We start from the raw sequence: 23,977 nt of genomic DNA, 5'->3' as shown, positions 1-23,977 counted from the left end.
AAGCCTCATTTGAGGACATTACTCTTTATTTTCACAAGGTATGACAATGAAAAAATTAATATTTCCAGCTGTATTTTTACTGACGCTTAATGCAACCGCTTATGCAGATAACATGTCTCATAAAAAAGCCGTTGTCTCATTGAGCTTCACTGAAAATAATACTTCCTATGCAAATCAAGCTGCAATTGCAACTCATATCAAAGCTGGGCAACTTCCTGTCAGTGAAATAAAAGGCACATCAAAGCCTTTTTCACAAATGGGGACTCACGAAAAAGCAGCGATTGCCTTAAGTTTTATTGAAAACAATATGTCTCACGCAAATCAAACCGCTATTACATCCCATATTAAAGCCGCGGGATTATCCACAAATGAAATTAATGGTATCGCCAAACCATTTTCATTAATGGATAGCCATGAAAAAGCCGCAACTGCGATGAATTTTACAGAAAACAATACCTCACCTTCTATTCAATACACAATTAATCAACATTTAATAAGGAGCCAAACACGATAAGAAAATCAGTAACTATTATATTTATCACACATCTATGTCATATAAAGCCGGATGGAAACATCTGGCTTTTTTTTGCGCACTTTCTCTTCATACTTAAGCGCTAAAAATACAATGTCACAAATATTAGATATTACACATAGACTTCGACACTTATGACGACCATCACCCATACCATGATTTATTTCACCAACTAAAGAATACAAATAATAATTTAATTCAATAGGTTAAATTAAATCCACTTCAGCACATAAACTGGCACAAACCCTGCATATCTATTAAAGATAAGGCGAACTTTTATCGCTAAATGAAAATATAGGAGCAATGTAGATGGAAAAAGTCATCACCGTCTGCCCGTATTGCGCCTCAGGCTGTAAAATCAACCTGAAGGTGGAGAACGGGAAGATCATTGGCGCTGAAGGTGCGAATGGTCACACCAATGAAGGGGAACTCTGCCTGAAAGGATATTTTGGCTGGGACTTCATTCATGACACCAAAATTTTAACGCCTCGTTTAAAAAACCCCATGATCCGCCGTGAGCGCGGTGGCAAGTTAGAAGTCGTCTCGTGGGAAGAAGCGATTGAATTTGCCAGCTCGCGTTTATTAGCGATTAAAGAAAAATATGGTCCAAAAGCCATCATGACAACAGGTTCATCCCGTGGTCCGGGTAATGAAGCTAACTTTGTGATGCAAAAATTTGTTCGTGCAGCTGTCGGTAGCAATAATATCGACTGCTGTGCGCGTGTCTGACACGGCCCTTCGGTTGCAGGTCTGCAGCGTTCGGTCGGTAATGGCGCAATGAGCAACTCAATTGTTGAAATTGAGGATACCAAATGTATTTTTGTCTTCGGCTACAATGCTGCGGACTCACACCCTATTGTAGCTCGTCGTATTTTAAAAGCGAAAGAAAAAGGGGCACAAATTATTGTTTGCGACCCGCGTTATATTGAAACTGCGCGTATTGCAGATATTCATTTAGCGTTAAAAAATGGTTCCAACATTGCATTAATCAATGCTTTTGCCCACGTGATCATCGAAGAGAATTTGTATGACAACGCCTTTATTGAAGCTCATACAGAAAAATTCGAACAATATCGTGGATTAGTCGCACCTTATACACCTGAATCTGTTGAAGAAATCACGGGCATCCAAGCCGAAGATATTCGCAGAACAGCACGTATGTATGCCAAGGCAGAAAGTGCCACCATCTTATGGGGAATGGGCGTTACGCAATTTTACCAAGGTGTGGAAACAGTCCAAGCACTGACTAGTCTTGCATTACTGACAGGTAATTTAGGTAAGCCACATGTTGGCGTTGGCCCTGTTCGTGGTCAAAACAATGTGCAAGGCGCTTGCGATATGGGGGCGTTACCAAACACCCTCCCCGGCTATCAATACGTCGAAGATAAAGCGGCGCTTGAGAAATTTGCTAAGTTCTGGGGCATTGAAAAAATGCCAGATGAAAATGGCATACCATTAAGCGAAGTCCCTCATTTTATTGATGAAGGTGTACTAAAAGCGCACTATGTGATGGGTGAAGATCCACTGCAAACAGAGCCTGATTTAGCCACTATTCGTCGCACTTTCGATAAGCTTGAACTGCTTATCGTACAAGATATTTTTATGACCAAAACCGCATCGATTGCCGACGTGATTTTCCCTGCCACCTCTTGGGGAGAACATGAAGGCGTCTATACGGCGGCTGACCGGGGTTTCCAACGTTTCTATAAAGCAGTCGAACCTGTCGGGGATGTAAAAACAGACTGGGAAATTATCAGTTTGATGTCCACTGCAATGGGTTACCCAATGCACTATAACAACACCCAAGAAATTTGGGATGAGTTACGTGAGCTTTGTCCTATCTATTATGGTGCGACTTACGAAAAAATGGCGGGTCTGGCTTATATTCAATGGCCATGTCGTACATTAGAAAGCGAAGGAACCGAGTATCTATACGAGGGGGGGCAATTTGATACCCCGAATGGTAAAGGGCAATTCTTCACTTGTGATTGGCGACCACCAATTGACCAAGTTAGTACAGAATACCCGATGGTCCTTGCGACAGTACGTGAAGTTGGGCACTACTCATGTCGTTCTATGACGGGGAACTGTAAAGCGCTTGCGGCATTAGCGGATGAACCGGGCTTTGTGCAAATTAATACCGCGGATGCGAAAGCGCTTGGTATTAAGGATCAAGAGCTGGTTTGGGTGGCTTCTCGACAAGGAAAAGTGATCACGCGAGCCAACATCAGTGAACGGCCAAATAAAGGCGCGGTGTACATGACTTATCAATGGTGGATTGGCGCTTGTAATGAGTTAGTCGCTGAGAACCTCAGCCCAATCACCAAAACACCAGAATATAAGTACTGTGCTGTACGTGTAGAACCTATTGATGACCAGCAAAAGGCTGAGCATTATGTGGTGCAGGAATATACGAGTATTAAGCGGCGTTTGCGAGAAGCCGCTGAAGGTTAATAAATCCCCTTCATTCTTTGCGTTGTAGGAGGTTGGCTACACAAAGCTAATTCTAATCCCATACTTAGGTATGCGAATAAGGATTAGCTTTACTGGCCGCCTACCTACAATGCAAATTATGGTGAAGATAAGCTCAGGATAATTAAAACAAGAAATTTTAGTTATTTATTTTCATTTAATAACTAAATGGATTAATGATTAATTAACCTCTACCGCTGTTAATAATTTCAATTCCATTTATTTAATTTTCAATAATTATGAATATTGAATTTTAATATCAATAATAATCATTATTAATATTAATTATTTTCTAACTTATTCCCTAAATAATTTGAGTTGTGGCTAGGCGGCAAATGAGGATAGCTTGGGGAGCATACATAAGTATGTGACCCGAGTAGCCGAGTACAGCCAACAACGCTACAGCTCAAAGTATGACGGGCATTCCCTAAATAATTCGAGTTGTGGTTAAGCGGCAAGCAAGGATAGCTCGGGGAGCATACATAAGTATGTGACCCGAGTAGCCGAGTGCAGCCAACAACGCTACAGCTCGAAGTATGACGGGAACAAGTATGTGACCCGAGTAGCCGAGTATAGCCAACAACGCTACAGCGCGAAGTATGGCGGGAATTAGGATTAAAAGAGATCTTGGACTGAAATTCCTAATCGCTGCATCCTCGATAAAAGTGTCGTACGTTTCAGCCCGAGGCGTGTTGCCGCCCCTCTCGCCCCTGCGACCACACCATTGGTTGCTTTGAGGGCTTCAATAATTCTATTGCGCTCCTCATCGTCACTTTCAGGCGCCTCAGTTTGCATTCGTTTTTCCAGTGAGCTAGGCTTACTGAGTGCATTTTTAAGGCGCGAAGGCTTTGGGATATTTAGCTCATGTAACTGTAAATTCAGGGTATTACCGCGAGTTAGAATAACGGCTCGTTCAATCACATTTTCCAGTTCTCGGACATTACCGGGCCATGGATAAAGGGAAAGCTGCGCTAAGGCATCACGAGGAATACAATCTATTTTACGGTTCATTCGTTGGGCAATTTTTTTGGTAAAATAGGTTGCGAGTAGTGGAATATCTTCGGGTCGTTCGCGTAATGGCGGGATAGTAATCGGAAAGACATTCAAACGATAATAAAGGTCTTCACGAAATTCACGCTCTTCCGTCATTCCCTTTAAATCACGATTTGTCGCCGCAATCAGTCTCACATCCACTGGAATAATTTTGTTTCCCCCTATTCGCTCAATTTCTCGTTCTTGTAATACACGCAAAAGTTTAGGTTGAAGTTCTAATGGCATATCGCCAATTTCATCCAAAAATAAGGTACTTTTATCCGCCATTTCAAAACGACCAATATGGGTGGTTGTCGCCCCAGTAAACGCCCCTTTGTCATGACCAAATAAATCACTTTCTAATAAACCCGATGGAATAGCTGCACAGTTCATTTTGATGATAGCCCGCTGATGACGTTGGCTAAGCCGGTGAATTGCCCGTGCGATTAACTCCTTACCCGTTCCTGTTTCACCTAATATTAAAACAGTGCTATCACTTGGTGCGACTAAATCGACCTGCTCCAAAACGTTGCGCATCGCTTCACTTTGAAAAATAATTTCACTGAAGCTATCCATGTTATGGATTTGTTCATTTAGCCATAAATTTTCATTTTTCAGACTATCTTTTAAATGCGTGATTTCGCCATAAGCGGCCGCATTATCAACAGCAATTGCGAACCTTGCCGCTATCTGCTTAAGCAAATTACAGTTGTCATCAGTAAAAATAGTATTATTTTCATGAGATAAAACCAAAACACCTAACGGTTTATGATTAAACGCCAATGGCAATAATAGCGTTTCCGTCATCCCTTGAGCCGTCACTTGTTGATAAAGGGGATCATGCGTTTCTTGTGCGAGGGTCAGACGCAATGGCTTGTTGGTCTCAAGCACCCAAGTTAAATCTGGATGTAACTCGGTTAAATGATACTGCGTTTTCTCAACGGGTATTGAACGCTGATAATAGCTTGAATAACAAAGATATATGGCAGAGCTGTCATTATCGCATAAGGCGACACTAATTTGGCTTATCCCGAAAAAACGGTAAATTTCGCGTGAAACTTCAGCCACCAACCCATCCATTTCTAGGTGTGATAGTACCGAGTTTGTGATATCAACCAATATTCGATATTGGTCACGTTCATGACGTATTTTTTCGCTGTTATCCGATGTACTCACAAAATCTCCAATCGCGCCATTGCTCAAGCTTTCACTTACGGCTAATTTGTAACTTGAATTATTTTCTATAAAACAATTTAGCTACAAATAATATAAAAAATAAAAAGTTGAATGTGGTAATTAATACAATTTTCTTAGATGTTATTATTCTCTGTTTAATACTAATATTGTAATAGGTCTATGAAAAAATAATATCGCTGTCTAATCTAAACTTGATCCAATCCCCTATTTTCATTATCTCTCAGCTTGAGATTCAATACATTATATATACCTCGAATAATTATCGTCATAATTGTCGAACTGTGTGACGACGCTTTATTTTGTTCAACCAATAAAACCCAAAAATCATTAATACATTGATTTTATTATATTAAATTATTTTGCTGATTTGGCACGATACATGCTTATACCTGAGTATTGAAATAAAAAGACAGCTACACCCAAAATAGAAAATGTAGCATCACCACATATGCCCAAAAATAACTCAAGTTGTCGGTCGGTGACAAGGAAGGATAGCAGAGAGCCGTCAATAACCCGCAACTTGAGAAATGACGGGTATATCATTCAGGAGACTATGATGAACAGATTCATCATTGCAGACCCCAAAAAGTGTATCGGCTGCCACACTTGTGAAGTCGCTTGTGTTGTTTCTCATCAAGAACAGGAAACGGGTATTGCAACCGTGGTGAAAGATGAGTTTTTTCCACGTATTCATGTCCTAAAAGGCTATACCGTAAGTACTGCGGTGGTTTGCCGCCAATGTGAAGACGCTCCCTGTGCGAATGTATGCCCTAATGGTGCTATCAGCAAAAAAGACGATTTTGTCTATGTCGATCAATCCAAATGTATTGGCTGTAAAACCTGCGTTATCGCCTGTCCTTATGGCACGATGGAGGTTGTCAGCCGCTTAGTGGCACAAAAAACAACGGCACTTAATACCATTCCTCAATATCGCGCTGAAGCGCATAAATGTGACTTATGCCATACTCGCGAAAATGGCCCTGCCTGTGTTGAAGTCTGCCCAACAGATGCTTTAATTGTTGTCGATAGAAACCGGATGGATGAGATAGTCAAAGAGCGCCGTCGTCGCGCCGCTTTTGAAACCCCTGCTGATTTGATGTCATAAGAGGTGAGTAATGCATGAAGTTGCCTTGTGCCAAAGTGCCTTCGATATTATTGAGCAGCATGCCAAACAGAACCATGCGAGGCGAGTTACTGGTGTATGGTTAGAGCTCAGTGCCGTGTCCTGTGTAGAGGAGTCCGCGGTACATTTTTGTTTCGATATTATTTGTCGTAACACACTGGCTGAAGGTGCAAAATTGCATATCAATACAATTCCGGCAACCGCATGGTGTCGAGACTGCCAAAGCACCACTCAAGTTATCCAATTTGCGACGGGATGCCCTCACTGCGGCAGCCAAAATCTGCAAATAGATAGCAGTGATACGATGCAAGTAAAACAAATCGAAGTTGAATAATCCGATAAAGGTATTATTCCAGTATGGAGTAAGTTATGTGCTTAGGTATTCCCGGTAAAGTAGTTTCAGTTGGTGATTCTCCGATGGATACAGCACAAATCGAAGTTTGTGGTGTCAGAAGGGATGTGAATATTGCCTTAGTTTGCGACGGTAAAACACTCGATATGCTCGGAAAATGGGTGTTAGTGCACGTCGGTTTTGCCATGAGTATTATCGATGAACAAGAAGCACAAGATACGTTAGAAGCTTTAATGGCAATGGAAAGTGTTGAGGAAGATGTCGCCTATTTTTTGCGAGGAAATGCGTAATCAATACCCGCGATACTTCAAGTTGCAGGACGATTAAACTAGCTGCAACTTGAAGTGTTTTTGGTGCATTATTCCCCATCAAATAATTTAAATCCACCCAACCCTTCCCAATGAGGTAGTGCCTGATAAACTTGCTGAACAGCAGTAATCACCTGCTCATTCATTGGCATATAAAAACCGACTAAATCAGGTTGGATCCCCAGAAAAATAATCTCATCAATATCGTCTTTTAATTGGTCGATTAAAAAATTCAAGGGTAAATTGTGAGTGCTCATAATAAACATTTCCGCGATATCATCAGGGTCAATAACTCGAATCTCACCCGGATTTAAACCGATATCTGCTGCATCCACAATTAATAAGCGCTTCGGTTGTAGCGCTCTAACCTGATGTGTGACGCTTTCTGGACTGCTTCCCCCATTGATAGCTAACCAATTTTCAATTGGATTTTCCTGCATTAAATCAAATAGCATCGGTCCTGCGCCATCGTCGCCCATCATGCTATTACCCACTGCAAGCATCAAATTTGGTGTCGATAACTCACTCATGGGCGCCTCTTAACGATCAGATAAATGGCCGGTTCACGCTCAATTTCCGCTAATAAACGGATCAGCGTTGAGCTCCACTGACAATAGGGGGAGTTTACGTCTTTTGAAAATGCATCAAGTGCTAATGCCAGCATATTGGTGTGGGTCGAATCGATATTAATTTCGCCAAAGGTGAGAAGCCCTTGTAGTTTTCGCCGAGCCTCTCCTTCTGGTAAAGCCTCGACCCAAGACTGATAACCCTTTAGAGGGCATTCTAATTCGGTATTTAAGCAATCAATCATGCCAACATGGTGACCAATCGCTAATGAGTAATACATCACCTGTTGAGCTTCTTCTGGTACGTCGTCGTCACTATCGACAAATTTTTGTCGTAACGACCAAAAAACCACTTTACCGTCAGGTTGTTCTATCCGGTGCTCAGTCATGGGTTCCCCCTTGCTGCAATACCGTGACTAAGCGGTTCACAATATCGCGTAAACGTGGGTCTTGTTCCTCGCTCAACCATTTTTGTAGGGTACTTTGAACTTGCTTCGGCGTTGCCCCATCGAGTAAGGATAAAAACTTGTCGCTGATTTCTCGGCCTTGAAAATAACCCGCCTGACGACGAGCTTCTCGCTCAATCATCACCCGAGTTGCCAGTGGAATTGAAGGCAGTAATAGCTCGACTCGCTCACCCTCTTCTTCATGGTGCTCTTGTGCTGTCAGTTTTTGGTTTAATAATCCAAGTGCAACCGCAAAGCCATAAATGGTCGCGGCAGGTGTTGGCGGGCAACCTGGGATCCAAACATCAATTGGCACGATGTGCTCACTGCCCCCCCAAACACAATACAGGTCCTGGAAAATACCACCACCACAACCACAAGCGCCATATGAAATACAAATTTTAGGATCAGGGGCTGACTCATAAGCGCGCAAAGCGGGCATGCGCATGGCGCGAGTTACCGCCCCCGTAAACAGTAAAATATCCGCATGTCGCGGTGATGCTACCACTTTGATGCCAAAACGTTCAGCATCAAATACAGGGGTGATGGCAGAGAAAATTTCAATTTCACAGCCGTTACAGCCCCCACAGTCAACGCGGTAAACATAAGCAGAACGTTTGATGTCTTTTAACAACGTACTTTTTAATTTAGCTACCTGTTCATCAACAATAATCGGTTGGCTGACATGATGGTTAACGGGAATGTCCGGCAAACTCATGATTTATCTCCCTCTATATGTAAACGGAAGTTTTTACGCTCATTGTTTAGTAGGTTATTTTTCTGTTTACAGGATGGGCAGGTCTCGTACATTGGTCGCAATGCTTCGATGCCACTTTCTTCAATTCCTGATGCCACCATCAATGCCATGGCATATTCCACTGATTTTTTGGGTGCAAAGGCTTCACCACATTGACGGCAATATTGCAGCCGAAATGTCGCTTTTATATATAAATCAGCCTTATTCATTACCGCTGTTTCAAAATCTTCGGTCAGATGAATAGCCCGAGTCGGGCAAACTTCCTCGCAGCGAGCGCAATAAATACAGCGCCCAATAAATAGTTGCCAACGGCGTTCACCACTTTCCAAGTCCGTTTCCATGGTTAATGCATTCGCTGGGCAAGCAGAAATACAGGCACCACAAGCAATACATTGCTGCGGGTCGTATTCCGGTTTTCCACGAAAACCATGCGCCACCTCGAGTGGCTTAAACGGGTATTTAACCGTTGCTGTCCCCGCATCGCGGAGGGTTTTAAATAGTTTAAACATGGTGTCCCTCCGCCTTATTTCATAATTGAGTGTTTGCGTTCAAGGCTATGTTGCTCAAGTTCTTTGTAAGCCACCGTTTTGGCTTTGCGTTTTTTCACATCCACCAGCGTCACGCGGTCTGTGCAGGAATAGCAAGGGTCAAGGCTACCAATAATCAATGGGGCATCGGAAACTGTATTTCCTTGCAGCATATAACGCAGCACTGGCCAGTTTGCATAGGTGGCCGCACGGCAGCGCCAGCGATAGAGTTTTTGGTTATCCCCTAACATACTCCAGTGAATATCTTCTCCACGAGGGGCCTCGGTATACCCCAATGCAAATTTATGCGGCTGATATGTAAAGCCTTCAGTTAAAATTGGTCCTTCTGGCATATTATCTAGCGCATATTCAATCATCGATAAAGAATCGAGTGTCTCTTTGATACGCACCATAACGCGGGAATACACATCACAACCATCCATGGTGAATAGGGTTTTCGGTAAGTTACCGTAGTCGGCAAATGGGTGATCAAAACGTACATCTCGCTTAAAACCACTGGCGCGGATCATCGGGCCTACTGGGCTATAATCACGAGCAATTTTGGGATCTAATAGACCGACGCCTACAGTACGTTGCTCCATATTCGGCGTGCTGAGTAACATATCGACGAGTTGCGTTACATCACGGCGCATTTCTTGCACTAACTGGATGGTTTTAATCCGTTGATCTTTGAGGAAGTCACGACGAACACCCCCAATTAGGTTAGTGCCGTAAGTTTTACGCGCCCCTGTCAGCAATTCTGCCATGGTCATCGATTTTTCACGTACGCGGAAAAACTGCATAAAGCCAGTATCGAAACCAGTGAAATGGCTGGCTAAACCAATGTTTAATAGATGGCTGTGAAGACGTTCAACTTCTAATAATACGCTACGAATAGTGTGTGCTCGCTGTGGCACATAAATACCTAAAGCATTCTCTACCGACGAGGTGTACGCCACACTATGGGTAAAGCCGCAAATACCACAAACGCGGTCTGACAAAAATGTCACTTCATTGTAGCCCATGCGGGTTTCAGCCAATTTTTCCATGCCACGGTGAACATAGAACATGCGGTAATCCGCATCGACAATACGTTCGCCATCAACAAATAAACGGAAGTGCCCCGGCTCATCTGAGGTGATGTGTAACGGGCCAATAGGCACAACACGGCTTTGCGTTTTACTGTCATTAATAAATTCGTAGGTTTCTGTATCCGTTGTCGGCGCGGGACGTTGGCGATAATCCATAGTGTCTTTACGCAATGGGTACAAATCTTCCGGCCAGTCATCGGGTAACACTAAGCGGCGCTCATCAGGCAAACCAACAGGACGTAACCCGTACATATCACGAACTTCTCGCTCTCCCCAAACTGCGGCTGGCACACGTGGAGTGACAGAAGGAAATTCTTGCGTGATTGGGCTAACAAAGGCTTTCACCGTTACCCAACATTTTTCCCCTTCTTCCATCGATAACGCATAGTATACGGCAAACTGCCCATTTAATGGGCGCTCATCATTACCCCATAACACGGGTAACCAGCCACCGCAGCCGTAATACAGAAACTCAACCACTTGTGGCAGCATTTCAGTTTTTATCGTGATCGTGACTTGATTGGCGGTTTGCCACTCCTCATCCAATATCGTATGAGGAAATTTTTCGCGGACTTGTGCCAGATAACCGGTACCTTTGCGAACGCCCTGAAGGGTATCTGTATAATTCTGATAGCTCACGTTATTTCTCCTGCAACGAGGTAGTGGATGGGTTAGCACCCCACGGCCATTGATAATGTAAAGTGGTAAATTCTGTGTTAGGTAATGTGCTGTCTTTTAAGACGATGGTGGCGGCATTTTCCAATAAATGACTCACCGATTGAGGAATGTGAGTTCCCATCACCAGCATCAATACAATTAAGATTGCCATCGGTAATGTGGTCAAAATACCTAGCTCTCCCTTGGATACACAGTCAGGCTGCGCACCAAAAAGCGTTTTAGAAATCATTCTGACTAATCCGCCAAGGACAAGGGTAATCAAGATAAGAACAAGAAGGGTTAGCCAGATATGATCAGCGGCAATCCCCGCGACCACTAGCATGAATTCACTCAAGAAGATATTGAATGGCGGCATGCCACCTAGCGCTAATGCCCCTCCGGCAAATACCACCGCGGTAAACGGCATTGTGCGCAACAGACCTTTCACCACAGTAATGTCACGGGTACCATATTTGAGCAACACATTACCCGAACCACAAAACAGCAGTGTTTTCGCTAAACTGTGGTTTAAGGTGTGCAACAGCGCAGCCAAAACACCCAATGGCCCGCCGATGCCTAACGCAACTGCGATCAAACCCATATTTTCTACGCTGGAGTAAGCCAGTAACCGTTTCATATCCCGTTGAACGAGAATAAAAAATGCTGCCACTGCCACAGAGAGTAAGCCAAAGACTAACAACAAGGTTTGCGTAAATTCACCGCCAATCGCGGAAGTGACAATAATGTAATAGCGAATAATAATCAGCAGCGCACAATTAAGTAATACGGCAGAAAGCAACGCTGAAACCGGACTTGGCGCTTCACTGTGCGCATCAGGTAACCATGCATGCATCGGGAATAACCCTGTTTTGGTGCCAAAGCCAATGAGCACAAACACAAAGGCTAAATGCATCAAGGTTGGGTCGAGAAGTTCGGTATATTTCAGCACTTCCGTCCAGAAAATGGCTAGCTCAGGATCAGGCATCACATTGACTGCATTGGCATAAACCAAAATAGTACCAAACAAACCAAACGCGACGCCGACACTACAAATAATGATGTACTTCCACGCCGCTTCTAGTGAAGAACGTTGACCATAAATACCCACTAAGAAAGCGGAACTGAATGTGGTGGCTTCAACCGCAGCCCACATCAAGATCAGGTTGTTACTGGTGATCACCAATAACATAGTGAATAAAAACAGATGGAAAAAACCATAATAGTTACACAATGTACCGACACTGATTTCCGCTTCTTCCACCTCATGGTTCATATAACCAATCGAATAAAGTCCAGTGAGGAAACCAACAATCCCTAGGATGGCTAAAAATAGCCCGGCTAAGCTGTCGAGATGTATCCAACGCCCTGCCATCAGTAAATCACCGACTTCACCTATGGTATGCACCATCCACAGGGATAACACCAACAACAAAATAATACCGATTGTATGGACTAAAGTGACTGCCCCTTTCGCGCCATTGCCCAGTAAACGACAAGCAAAGGCCAACAGGGAAATCACCAGTGGGGTCGCCATTAATAACGTTAATAACATAGTTTGAGTCATCTCATCACCCCTTCAACGCGGTCAGTTGATCCACGTTCAGTGTGTTGAGCGTGCGATAGATTTTACGTGCCAATACCGCCATGATGATCACGGCAAAAATAGCGTCCGTCGCGATACCAATTTCAACTAACTCTGGGGCTTTGTAGGCTAATAATGCCAAGGTTAAATGTGAGCCATTTTCCATCAAGCAATAACCAAATGCCTGCTTGAGGATATTTCGTTGCGTCACAATACAGAGTAATCCCAACATAAAATGCCCAAGGGATACGGCTAACGCCGGTTTTAAGTCAGTGGCGATCGGTAATTTTATTGGCTCAACCACAAACCAGCACAACACCACGATTACCGCTGCGGCTAACATCAGCCATACAGGGCTTATCACGCCGCCATTGGCTGATGGGTCGGATAATTTGCCAAATGCATACCCCATAATCAATGGCACTAAAATTACCTTAGTGACAAATGCCGTACCTGCCCACATCGCCAACTCAGGGGCATGTAAGGTTTGAGATAATGTGCCAAAAATTGCCACTAACACCAGTGACTGCAATGCATAGAACCAACAAGATGCTACCGGCTTTTTCGCACCGATAACCAGTAACGAGGTGATCATCATCAACCCCGCTAAATTATTCACAATCATTGAACCAGTCATACCTTCTCCCCTTAATTGAGCCAGATGACGGCAATAACGCTAGAACAGAAGGACATGATGATCAGCAAGCCAATAACCCACTGCATCGCCCATGGAACCGCACTTCCGTTTGCCACTTCTTCGCTCGGCTCGCCCGGTACCACTTTACCGAACCAATAAAGTAGCCAAGCAAAGCTGGCAACAGACTCAATCAGCACCAACACCATAATCGGTGTTAAAATCCAGAATTGTTCAGACAGCGCAAAGCCTGCGGCAAAGATCGGGAATTTACTGAAAAAGCCGTTCAGTGGCGGCACACCTGCAATGGCTAATGCTGCCACACAAAACCCCACCCCCAGCAATGGGTAACGTTTTGCCAAACCGCGTAAACGCGGCAACATCCGCGTACCACAACTGTAGCTCAGCGCACCCGCCACTAAGAAAAATAAGCTTTTCGCAAATGCATGGTTGAAGATGTAAGCGATACCGCCATCGAAGGCTTCTTTTGAACCAAAAATAGATAATGAGAGTGCTAAAAAGATATAGGCTAATTGCGTAATCGTTGACCATGCTAATAGTCGTTTCATATCTTTTTGCGGCAAGTACATCATGAAGCCATACACTAGGGTGATAACCGCCATCACCACACCAATCCAGCCGATAATCTCCGGTATATGAGTCGATGACATAATGCTTCGAGCAAAAATATACACACCGACTTTCACCATTGATGCGGCGTGTAAGTAAGCGCTCACAGGTGTAGGGGCTTCCATTGCATCAGGTAGCCAAGCTTGTAGGGGTAATTGCGCTGATTTACCCCATGCGGCGAATAATATTCCACCAAACACAATTAAACTTTGCGTTTCATTGAGTTGGTTAATCGCACTTAGCGCAAATGTTCCTGTACTAATAAATAACGTTGCCGCCGCTAGATACAGTCCCAAAGAGCCAACATGGGTGATGAGCAACGCTTTCATCGCACTGCGCTGGGATTTTTCGGTTTGATAATAACCAATCAATGCCCACGAACAGCCCCCGGTGATTTCAAAGAAAATTAACTGCCCTAAAATGGTAGATGACAGCACAACCCCAGCCATTGCACCGATAAAAATCAGCAGAAAGGCGTAGTAACGGCGAGTTGGGCCATGGGCGTGCTCTCGATTCCCCTCGGTTAAATACCCTGTGGAATAAAGGCAAATTAAAAATCCGAGGAACACAACCGCGAAAGCAATTAATGTGCTGACGCCATCGATAGTAAAACCAAAGAGTGCCACATCACCCGATTGGATTAATTCCAACGTTGTGGCAACTTTCCCACCATCAAGATAAAGCCAACCCAGTGCGGCTGTACCCAGTGACGCAAGCAATGCCACTAACGTACTCAGCCATGGTGCTATCCGTGTGGGTAATACACTGACCAGCAATGCCCCAATAAACGGTATTATTAAGGTGGCTAGTGCAATATTCTCTAACATGCTCGTCGCTCCTTATAGACCGGTGAGATAAAATACGAACCCGAGTGCCGCAACACCGAATCCTAACCAAGTCACATGGTGCGTCAGTAAGAAACGACCACGAGCCAGACTATTTTCGACCAGCGAAGCCAGTACAAAAATCACCAGTAATTTCACTAATAACAGCACAAGGGCTAGCAGCAGACTACCGAAGGTCAATACGCTGGCGTTACCAAATGGGAAGAAAATAGATAAAAACAGCACGGCGACAACCACCTGTTTCAAGCCAATTCCCCATTTCACCAATGCCAAGCCAGAACCTGAATATTCAGTTAACGGCCCCTCTTGTAGCTCTTGCTCAGCTTCTGCAACGTCGAAAGGAATTTTTCCCATTTCAATAAAGGTGGCAAAACCGCAGGCTAATAATGCAAGCAGTGTGGCCGTTGGCGATACCCAGCCTTCGCTCATCACTGCACTAATAGTACCAATATTGGTTGAACCTGCGATGAGCGCGACCACTAATAGACCGAGAAATAAAATCGGCTCGACTAGCACCCCTAGCGTTAATTCACGACTCGCGCCGATACCAGCAAATGGGCTGCCAGTATCTAAACCCGATAATGAAAAGAAAAAACGAAATAGGGCAAAAATATACAGCACGATAATTAAATCAGCAGCACTGCTAAACATTGATGTGAGCGTCAAAACGGGTAGTGACATTGCCAGTAGTAACATGCTACCAAGCAGCACATAGGGCATGATGCGAAACACCATTCCTGAGTCACGAGGTGCCACTGATTGGCGTTTAAATAACTTAATGAGGTCGCGGTAATCTTGTAAAACGCCAGGCCCCTGACGAGAGTGCATTTTGGCGCGAATTTTACGGGAAATACCTGTGTATAGCGGTGTAAGTAGTAGTAAGAATACCGCTTGAACGACTGCGAAGAGCCCCGTCATTAATGTCGGTGTTTCTTGAATAGACATGGTTTCTCTCCTTACGCCGCAATCACGATAAGCAATACCACTAGCGCAGCAACGACATACAGACAGTAAAGTCGGAAGTCGCCCCCTTGCAGGCATTGCATTCGTTTAGCAAATCGATTAACACAGCGTACCAACGGATAAATTATGCGTTCATCCCAGAATGGTTCAACTTTCCCAGCCCCTGCTTTTGTCATTTCTAAGGTACGCGCTAATCGCTCAGAGGGGTCGAGCTGCTTACGCATTCGATAAAGGGGTGCAAACATTGAACGTAAAGGTTGAGTGAATCCCCCTGCAGACACGGACATGTCTCGCTCCCAAGCATAACCACAAGCCCATGCATCCCCTTTACGGCGGAAATCCATCTGCTTACCTTTAAAGACGAGGTAGATAATGAAGGGGATCAATGGCAGTGCGAGTAGAAGAACAAAAGTCATCGCTGGAGATATCATGGCTTGAGCCGCAGTATCGGGTACCAACATCGCCCCTTGTACAACCGTGACGTCAGTTGCATTTGTCAACGACATCGCCACGTTGGCTAACACGGGGGCAATCACACTCGCGCCAACACCGAGAATAACGCAGATTGCGGCTAAGATGACCATTGCTGCAGTCATGGTCCAAGGCACTTCTCGAGCATGAGTCGCTTGTTCACTGCGAGCACCGCCGCAGAAACTTACGCCATACACTTTGACAAAACACATCGCGGCTAATGCCCCAGTAATGGCCAGCATCACAATCGCAATTGGGCCACTGAGACGCATAATAAAGGTGCCATCGTGGCTCATAGAGAATAGTGATTGGTAGGTATACCATTCACTGACAAAACCATTGAGGGGCGGTAATGCTGAAATTGCCATACAACCAATTAGAAACGTGGTCGCGGTAATCGGCATTAACTTGGCTAAGCCACCCATTTTTTCCATATCACGGGTATGAATTCGGTAAATCACTGCCCCAGCACCCAGGAATAATAAGCCTTTGAATATGGCATGGTTTAGCAAATGGTAAATCGCCCCTAATAGGCCGATCGTTGCCAGCACTGGCATATCGTTGGCCATACCCACCATGCCAACGCCAACCCCCATCAAGATAATTCCAATGTTTTCGACGGTATGCCATGCGAGTAGACGCTTAATATCGTGCTCTGCCAAGGCGTACATAACCCCGAGGACAGAAGAAACCGCACCAAATGCCAGTACCACAATGCCCCACCAACTTTGCGTTGCACCCAGTAGGTCAATGCCCACCTTGATAATGCCGAAAATACCAATTTTCACCATCACGCCAGACATTAATGCCGATGCATGAGATGGCGCGGCGGGGTGAGCTTGAGGCAACCAACTGTGAAGGGGTAGCATCCCTGCTTTGGCACCAAAGCCAAAAAATCCCAATAAAAACACCACTGAGGCCATAGCGGGTGAAAGTGATAACTGGCGGAAGGAATCAAAATCTAAACTGCCGCTTTGACGCCACATCAAGAAGAACGCAATCATGATAAGAATGGAACCGGCGTGAGCAATAAAGAAGTAAAGCAGCCCCGCACGAATTGACTTTTCATCTTGATCGGCAATGACTAAGAACCAAGATGCTAATGACATCATTTCAAATAAAATGATGAAATAGAAGGCGTTATCCATCACAACCAAAGCCACCATGGAAGCAATGAAAATATTGAGGAAGAACCCCATGCTCCATGCTCCACGGCCGCAATATTCCTGCACATAATTGAAGGAATACAACCCCGTGACGGTGACTAATAATGAAATCACCATCACCATGAAAGCGGCAAGGCTATCAAAACGGACAACAAAATGAGCAAAAGGGAATGGCCCTTGAGCAAAATAAGTGAGTACTTCCCCACTCATTAAGACTGGAATGGCGCTAAATAATCCGAGTACACCACCAATGATTGCGGCCGTTCCTGCCACATAGATAGCGATTTTTTCTTGGCGCTTAAATAATAAAGAGACAAAGCCACCAACGAAATACAGGGAAACTGACCATAAAAGCAACTGAAGTGATGTCATATTATGTGTTCTCCTGCCGTGAAATGAAAATGTCGAACTCTGGCGGCATTACATCAATAGAGGCATTACGCCGTTTCGCACTTTCGTTTTCTAATTGATTCTCTTCTACAAGATGGAGGGCATCGGTAGGACAAACGTTGATGCAAGCAGGACCTTCGTCACTAAAGTCACATAAGTCACATTTCACTGCGACATTACGAATACCCGCATTCCACGCTAAGAATGGGTTCATGGTTGGCAGGCTATCAGGCACGTCTAATAGCCTTTCTTTGGGTACATATTGTTCAAAGAAATCAGGCATATCGACAGGCTTACTGCCCGATGGCGTAATCGCACCAAATGGGCAGACTAGGCCACATAATTTACACCCTATGCAGAGACTTTCGTTCAGCACGATCATGTTGTTTTCATGTGTGATGGCATTCACCGGACACACACGAGCACATGGGGCATCGTCACATTGATGGCAGAGCATCGGTGCGGTTAGCTCTCCAATTTTCACCACTTTTAGTCGCGGATATACTTGTAGCCCCTGCACTTTATGCGTTTCAGAGCACGCTGCCATACAGGTATTACATCCGATACATAATTGTGGGTCGGCAATAACAAAGCGATTCATTCGCCTTACCCTCCAATAAATCCAGTCGAGTCATATAAGATAGATAACTCCACTTAAGCATTTTCCATGCCATTATTTATTGGTATAAATATCAAAACATTAAGGTAATTTAAAACTGAATCGTCATGCTGTTCGACACTAATGACGATAGGGAATACAGTTCGTAAATAAGTGAGGACGAAAAGATATAAACTAAGGAGAAATTAAATTGAAAGAAATTAGGAATACAATTAAATCCCCATCATTGATACCCCTAGATCGACACTAAGGAATACAGACAACAGGGGATTTATTTTATTATCGAAGAAATAGCCTAATGATTATGGCCCGCATGGCTTAACTCATCTTCCAATACACCTTCAAGCCTCTGGCACTGCGTTAAAAACTGTATTGAATCTATTTTACCTGTTGACGGTTCAACATAATAGAATCCGATTGTTTTTTGATCTGATGACAGCATTTCAATCGCTCTTCCATCATCATAGTAAAGATCCCCTTCATTGATCATGACTTTGAAATCTTTAACGCTATCAACCTGCTGAAATTGCTTATTTTCTGTCATTTTATAGCCGGTATATTCGCCGCGTTCAAAATCGATGATATATAACGTATTATCAATAAGGTATACCCTTGTTTTAATTGCCGAAGTTGAAAATACAAATAAACCATTTCTTTCACGAGAAATGTCATTGAAAGACGTATTTATTTGACAATCGAAAGCACGATCTGAATATGAGGCATGACAACCAGATAAAAATAATATGGCTATTAATACCGCGCCTATTTTTTTCATATATCCCTTAGCTACATCCGTAATGATAAAGTTTGACCAAGTATAAGCATTACCGACCCTAACCTAAACTTAACTTTTGTAACTAATTTTAAATTAATTCAAAAATACACCAAATTCGTGATATTTATATGCCATCCGATTTAATTAACTTTCATTTAAATGAATTATTATTAGCTGAGCAGCTCGAACGAAAAAGAATAGTTAATAAATTTAACATAAGTAATGTGCTCTGTATTAATAACAGAGCACAAGTAAAAATTTGATAATTTGGTGGGTTTTATTGTTTTTTTCGTAGCCTATCGACTTCACTCAGCAAATGATTCACGTCAACATCCGAAAAAATTTCTTCTAATGTTTTCGATAATTTACGACGCCAATTAGCATATTCCGTACTGGTACCAGGAATATTGACAGGGGTTAACATATCTAACCAATCCTCTGGTTGTAATCCTAAGAGCGCGCTATGAGAATCGGCAACGAAATAGTGCAATTGATGGTTTAAGTCCCGAGAGACTCGCTGTCTATTTAACCGATGACAACTGCTCTTGTTATCATTATTTCTGACCCAAAGCGCATCAAGTAACTGTTGTTTAGCCCCTTCACGGTCACTTTTTAATTCCTCTAACATATCGGCATCAGGATAAAGCCCCAGTTTTTTACCTAGAACAAAATCATGGCCTTGCCAATACCCACGTAATGTTGGCATATCATGGGTTGATATCACGGCCATCGCTTGGGAAGCCCATTGTTCCGGTGATCTAACCTTTCGTTGATCATCATGTTCAAACCACAGAACCTTATAAGAAAAAACCCCGTAATCACGAAGTTTACTAATTATTTCTTCTGGTACGATACCGAGATCTTCACCGATTATCATGCAATGCATACGTTGGCTTTCAAGGGCCAAAATAGCCAACAAATCGTCGACAGGGTAATAGACATAAGCACCGTTTGCGGCTGTTTCATTTTGCGGAACCCACCATAAACGTAATAATGACATCACATGGTCAATACGTAATGCACCACAGTTTTCCATATTCGAACGCAATAGTTCGATAAAAGGCGCATAGGCTCGTTCTGCTAAAACATACGGATTAAGCGGTGCAACACCCCAATTTTGCCCCAATGGCCCAAGAATATCGGGGGGGGCACCAATCGAAGCATCAACACAATAAAGTTCACGGTCATACCAGGTTTCGACACCACCTTGGGTAACACCCACCGCTAGGTCTCGGTATAAACCCACTAGCATATTGAATTTGTCACAATACTGCCAGCAATCAGCAAATTGTCGCCATGCCAACCATTGCAGCCAACTCCAAAATATCACTTCATCCTGTTTTTGTTGGCAAAATTGTGTCACTGCCGGGGAATGCGCTTGGCGGTATTCTTCAGGCCAAACAGGCCATCCCCAATAAGCGCTGTTCTGCGCCATTAAGTCAGCATGTAACGCATCAAACGCCGCTTGCCAGTGCAAACTTTCCCCTCGTGCTTCCACAAAGCGGTCAAACTCTGCTCGCAGTTCATCTTGCTTATCACGTAACAAAAATTGTTGCCAAGCAAACTTTAATGCAGTGATCTTGAGTTTTGTGACCGTAGAATAATCAACTAAATCGCTATCCCGTGCTGCTTGCAAGCTATCTTGAGTTGTCTTCGATTGCCACCAGCGACGGGCATGCTCACTCAATTGAAAATCAATCACTGCGTTAACATCTATATAGATGATGTTAAGCCAGTACCTTGACGACGGGCTATAAGGACTGGCACTTTCTGGATTTGACGGAAATAATGAATGAATCGGATTTAAGCCAATAAAGCTGCCTCCGCGAGCACCAATTTCACCCACCATGCGTTTTAAGTCGCCAAAATCGCCAATTCCCCAGTTATGCTCTGAACGTAAAGTGTACAACTGAACACTTGCCCCCCATAACTTATTGCCTGCTTCAATAGTTGATGGGATATAACAACGCTTTGGCGTAATAATTAACTGGCAATGCCACTGCTTATCTTGCTGTTTAAGCGTAATATTATGATACCCAAGTGGTAAATTGGATTGTAATACGAGTGTCTGCCCAGCAAGCAACTTTCCTTTTTTCTGTAATGAATTATTTTCCGTTTCCAATAGCCACTCAAACTCGCCCGTTCCTTGAATAGCGAGTTCTATTGTTTCACTTTGTGGAACAACTTTAACGGTAGGAAGAGGGAGTGCCTTTCGTTTCAAAAAGGGGGTTTCCCCCCCCATTGCATCGAATAATCGTTGCTGAATTGACAGTGGAATTGCCTGTAACTCTCCACGTGCATTGATATAGTTTGCAGCGATATCCGGCGAAATTCTGTCAAGATCCTTATTTTCACACTGCATAATGTCCCCTATCATCCACGTTTCGCTTGCCAAATACGCGTTTGGTAATCAGCAATGGTTCGGTCAGAACTAAACATACCACAACGGGCTGTATTTAAAATCGCCGTTCGTGTCCACGCATCTTGGTCTTGGTAAAGTGCCGCCGCTTGTTGGTGCGCCGCGACATAGCTGTCAAAATCAGCCATTAGCATATAAGGGTCGCCGCCTTCTTTTCCTAAACTTTGCAAAATTTGTTTAAAGGCTTTTTTATCACCATGACTATATGTGCCATCTTCAAGTTCTTTAAGAATGGCATCTAATACTGAATTCTTTTTACGCCATGCAACAGGGTCATAGCCTTCGGCTTTCATCCGTTTGACTTCATCAACCGTCAGGCCAAAAATAAAGATATTTTCTGAACCCACTTTTTCTGCTATTTCAACCGTTGCACCATCTAAAGTACCTACGGTTAATGCGCCATTAAGCGCTAACTTCATGTTACCCGTACCTGAAGCCTCTTTACCGGCAGTAGAAATTTGCTCAGAAATATCGGCTGCGGGAATTAATTTTTCAGCCACCGAAACGCAATAGTCAGGTAAGAATACCACTTTAAGTTGGTCGCCAACTTTCGGGTCATTATTAATCGCTTCAGCGACTTGATTAATCGCATAAATAATATTTTTAGCTAAGTGATAACCCGGCGCTGCCTTAGCCCCAAATAAGAAAACCCGCGGCACCCGAGCTGTGGTTGGGTTTTCACGAATATCTTTGTATAACGCCATAATATGTAACAAATTAAGGTGCTGACGTTTATATTCATGCAAGCGCTTAATTTGAATATCGAACATCGCTTGTGGGTTTATGATGATACCGGTGCGCGCTTTTACAAACTCCGCTAAACGTTGTTTATTATTTTGTTTAATGGCACGGTACTGTTGGCAAAATTTTGCGTCATCCACATAATCTTCAAGTACATTAATAGCTTCTAAATCATTCGCCCATTCATGATTAACCACGCTGTCTAATAGTGCAGCCAATTCAGGATTACACTGTTTAATCCAACGACGAGGGGTCACACCGTTAGTCACATTGAAGAATTTTTCTGGCCATAACAGATTGTATTCAGGGAATAAATCAGTGACGATGAGTTTTGAGTGCAACGCCGCCACACCGTTAACGGCAAAACAGCTCACCACGCAAAGATTTGCCATGCGCACTTCACCTTCATACACTACCGCCACTTTTTTCCAAATCGCCTTATCCTTCGGCCATTTTTTATCCACGATTTTTTTAAAGTGTCGATTAATGTCATTAATGATCTGCATATGGCGAGGCAATAGCGGCTGCATGATGCTCTCATCCCAGCACTCTAGCCCTTCTTGCAGTAAAGTGTGATTGGTATAGGCAAAAGTATGGCGGGTAATATGCCAAGCTTTGTCCCAATCAAGCTGATGTTCATCTAACAGTACTCGCATCATCTCAGGGATTGCAATAGTAGGATGCGTGTCGTTTAGTTGAATAACTTCATAATCAGGCAGCTCCATCAATTTTCGGCCTGCACGATGATGACGACGTAAAATATCAGCGATTGAACAAGCACATTGAAAATATTGCTGCATTAAACGTAGCTGTTTTCCAGCCAAATGATTGTCATTGGGATAAAGCACTTTAGTGAGTTTTTCTGCGTCAATACCTGTTTGTTCCGCTTGTAGAAACTTCCCTTCATTAAATAGCGAAAAATCAAACGGTTGTGCATGAGATGCCTGCCATAAGCGTAATGGTTGTGTTTCATTATTTTTATAACCCACCACAGGGAGATCCCACGCCTCACCTTTGACGACAAAGGCAGGTTCCCAGCGTTTTGATTGACCTTCTTTCACTACCTTTCCACCAATACCCACTTGCACATCCAATGCGGCATTATGGCGAAACCAAGGGTAGTTTTCACGATGCCAATTATCTGGGGATTCCACTTGTTGACCATCTATAAATGATTGCTTAAACAAACCATATTGGTAATTTAACCCATAGCCTATGGCAGGCTGCCCAACCGTCACCATAGAATCAAGAAAACATGCTGCCAGCCGCCCCAACCCACCATTACCCAAAGCAGGATCGGTTTCTTCTTCAAGCAAATCACTCAATTCAATATTATATTCACGTAATGAATCAGCTACGTCCGAGTACCAACCCAGATTTAATAGGTTGTTACCGGTTAAGCGACCAATCAAAAATTCCATCGAAATATAGTTAACATGGCGCAATGTCGAAGGGGTTGTTTTCTTAGGCTGAGCGGCTAACCGTTCAGCGACAGCCCCACTCACTGCATGCCACCATTGATGAGAGGTCATTTCTTGCGCAGAATCTAACCCTAAAAACTGCCATTGACGACTTAGCGCGGCCTGAAATTCTGCTTTATTAAAAGTAAGATTTGTCATAAATAATCGGACCCTATTCGTTATAAAAATGATTTGCTCTAGTATGCCGAGCCGATTAAATAG

20 protein-coding genes are annotated in these 23,977 nt (G+C 43.6%); 5 read left to right on the top strand and 15 right to left on the bottom strand.

Annotated elements, in window-relative coordinates; translation table 11 throughout:
* Window positions 1-46: 46 nt before the first annotated feature.
* Complete coding sequence (locus tag M998_RS16065; RefSeq protein WP_068909803.1) at window positions 47-514, top strand: PcoE/SilE family metal-binding protein; 468 nt, start codon at window positions 47-49, stop codon at window positions 512-514.
* A 327-nt stretch (window positions 515-841) separates the two neighbouring features.
* Window positions 842-2,986, top strand: a complete 2,145-nt coding sequence (gene fdhF / locus M998_RS16055) for a formate dehydrogenase subunit alpha (protein ID WP_082913042.1) — start codon at window positions 842-844, stop codon at window positions 2,984-2,986.
* A 633-nt stretch (window positions 2,987-3,619) separates the two neighbouring features.
* Here the strand turns inward: fdhF and M998_RS16050 are convergent.
* Window positions 3,620-5,212 (bottom strand): sigma 54-interacting transcriptional regulator, encoded by a 1,593-nt coding sequence (locus M998_RS16050; RefSeq protein WP_068909799.1) that lies wholly within the window; start codon window positions 5,210-5,212, stop codon window positions 3,620-3,622.
* 577 nt (window positions 5,213-5,789) lie between these two features.
* Between M998_RS16050 and hydN the strand changes: the two genes are divergently transcribed.
* From hydN to hybG, 3 genes are read left to right on the top strand one after another with little or no spacing between them, the layout of a single operon-like run.
* Window positions 5,790-6,338: an electron transport protein HydN gene (hydN, locus tag M998_RS16045; RefSeq protein WP_068445877.1), complete on the top strand. Its 549-nt coding sequence runs from the start codon at window positions 5,790-5,792 to the stop codon at window positions 6,336-6,338.
* A 10-nt stretch (window positions 6,339-6,348) separates the two neighbouring features.
* Window positions 6,349-6,690 (top strand): hydrogenase maturation nickel metallochaperone HypA, encoded by a 342-nt coding sequence (hypA, locus tag M998_RS16040; RefSeq protein WP_068445879.1) that lies wholly within the window; start codon window positions 6,349-6,351, stop codon window positions 6,688-6,690.
* A 35-nt stretch (window positions 6,691-6,725) separates the two neighbouring features.
* Window positions 6,726-6,998: a hydrogenase maturation factor HybG gene (gene hybG, locus M998_RS16035; protein ID WP_068445881.1), complete on the top strand. Its 273-nt coding sequence runs from the start codon at window positions 6,726-6,728 to the stop codon at window positions 6,996-6,998.
* 68 nt (window positions 6,999-7,066) lie between these two features.
* Here the strand turns inward: hybG and hycI are convergent, their stop codons facing one another.
* The 14 genes from hycI to malP all read right to left on the bottom strand — a co-directional run bounded on the left by hycI (window position 7,067) and on the right by malP (window position 23,914).
* Window positions 7,067-7,546 (bottom strand): hydrogenase maturation peptidase HycI, encoded by a 480-nt coding sequence (gene hycI / locus M998_RS16030; protein ID WP_068909797.1) that lies wholly within the window; start codon window positions 7,544-7,546, stop codon window positions 7,067-7,069.
* The gene (locus M998_RS16025) at window positions 7,543-7,971 is read right to left on the bottom strand and encodes a formate hydrogenlyase maturation HycH family protein (RefSeq protein WP_068445885.1); all 429 of its coding nucleotides are present in this window, start codon (window positions 7,969-7,971) and stop codon (window positions 7,543-7,545) included. Before M998_RS16025 ends, hycI begins: the two co-directional genes overlap by 4 nt.
* The gene (locus tag M998_RS16020) at window positions 7,964-8,746 is read right to left on the bottom strand and encodes an NADH-quinone oxidoreductase subunit B family protein (RefSeq protein ID WP_068909795.1); all 783 of its coding nucleotides are present in this window, start codon (window positions 8,744-8,746) and stop codon (window positions 7,964-7,966) included. The genes M998_RS16025 and M998_RS16020 overlap by 8 nt, the downstream gene beginning before the upstream one ends.
* The gene (gene hyfH, locus M998_RS16015; RefSeq protein WP_068909793.1) at window positions 8,743-9,294 is read right to left on the bottom strand and encodes a hydrogenase 4 subunit H; all 552 of its coding nucleotides are present in this window, start codon (window positions 9,292-9,294) and stop codon (window positions 8,743-8,745) included. Before hyfH ends, M998_RS16020 begins: the two co-directional genes overlap by 4 nt.
* Window positions 9,295-9,308: 14 nt before the next feature.
* The gene (locus M998_RS16010; protein ID WP_068445891.1) at window positions 9,309-11,042 is read right to left on the bottom strand and encodes a hydrogenase large subunit; all 1,734 of its coding nucleotides are present in this window, start codon (window positions 11,040-11,042) and stop codon (window positions 9,309-9,311) included.
* A 1-nt stretch (window position 11,043) separates the two neighbouring features.
* Complete coding sequence (locus M998_RS16005; protein WP_068909791.1) at window positions 11,044-12,624, bottom strand: hydrogenase 4 subunit F; 1,581 nt, start codon at window positions 12,622-12,624, stop codon at window positions 11,044-11,046.
* Window positions 12,625-12,628: 4 nt separating this feature from the next.
* Entirely contained in the window at window positions 12,629-13,279 is a 651-nt protein-coding gene (hyfE, locus tag M998_RS16000) for a hydrogenase 4 membrane subunit (RefSeq protein ID WP_068909789.1), read from the bottom strand.
* 11 nt (window positions 13,280-13,290) lie between these two features.
* Window positions 13,291-14,733, bottom strand: a complete 1,443-nt coding sequence (locus tag M998_RS15995) for a hydrogenase 4 subunit D (protein ID WP_068909787.1) — start codon at window positions 14,731-14,733, stop codon at window positions 13,291-13,293.
* A 12-nt stretch (window positions 14,734-14,745) separates the two neighbouring features.
* Window positions 14,746-15,696, bottom strand: a complete 951-nt coding sequence (locus tag M998_RS15990) for a respiratory chain complex I subunit 1 family protein (RefSeq protein WP_068909785.1) — start codon at window positions 15,694-15,696, stop codon at window positions 14,746-14,748.
* Window positions 15,697-15,707: 11 nt separating this feature from the next.
* Window positions 15,708-17,723, bottom strand: coding sequence for a hydrogenase 4 subunit B (gene hyfB, locus M998_RS15985; RefSeq protein ID WP_068909784.1), 2,016 nt, complete (start codon window positions 17,721-17,723; stop codon window positions 15,708-15,710).
* A gap of 1 nt (window position 17,724) precedes the next feature.
* Complete coding sequence (locus M998_RS15980; protein ID WP_068445903.1) at window positions 17,725-18,342, bottom strand: 4Fe-4S dicluster domain-containing protein; 618 nt, start codon at window positions 18,340-18,342, stop codon at window positions 17,725-17,727.
* A gap of 313 nt (window positions 18,343-18,655) precedes the next feature.
* Window positions 18,656-19,135 (bottom strand): hypothetical protein, encoded by a 480-nt coding sequence (locus M998_RS15975; RefSeq protein ID WP_068445904.1) that lies wholly within the window; start codon window positions 19,133-19,135, stop codon window positions 18,656-18,658.
* Between the two features lie 277 nt (window positions 19,136-19,412).
* On the bottom strand, window positions 19,413-21,497 hold the full coding sequence (gene malQ, locus M998_RS15970; protein ID WP_068909782.1) for a 4-alpha-glucanotransferase: 2,085 nt from the start codon (window positions 21,495-21,497) through the stop codon (window positions 19,413-19,415).
* An 11-nt stretch (window positions 21,498-21,508) separates the two neighbouring features.
* The gene (gene malP, locus M998_RS15965) at window positions 21,509-23,914 is read right to left on the bottom strand and encodes a maltodextrin phosphorylase (protein WP_068445909.1); all 2,406 of its coding nucleotides are present in this window, start codon (window positions 23,912-23,914) and stop codon (window positions 21,509-21,511) included.
* Window positions 23,915-23,977: the final 63 nt, after the last annotated feature.

The sequence above is a fragment of the Providencia heimbachae ATCC 35613 genome (assembly GCF_001655055.1).
Lineage (GTDB): Bacteria > Pseudomonadota > Gammaproteobacteria > Enterobacterales > Enterobacteriaceae > Providencia > Providencia heimbachae.
This window is presented reverse-complemented; position numbering and strand designations above follow the sequence as displayed.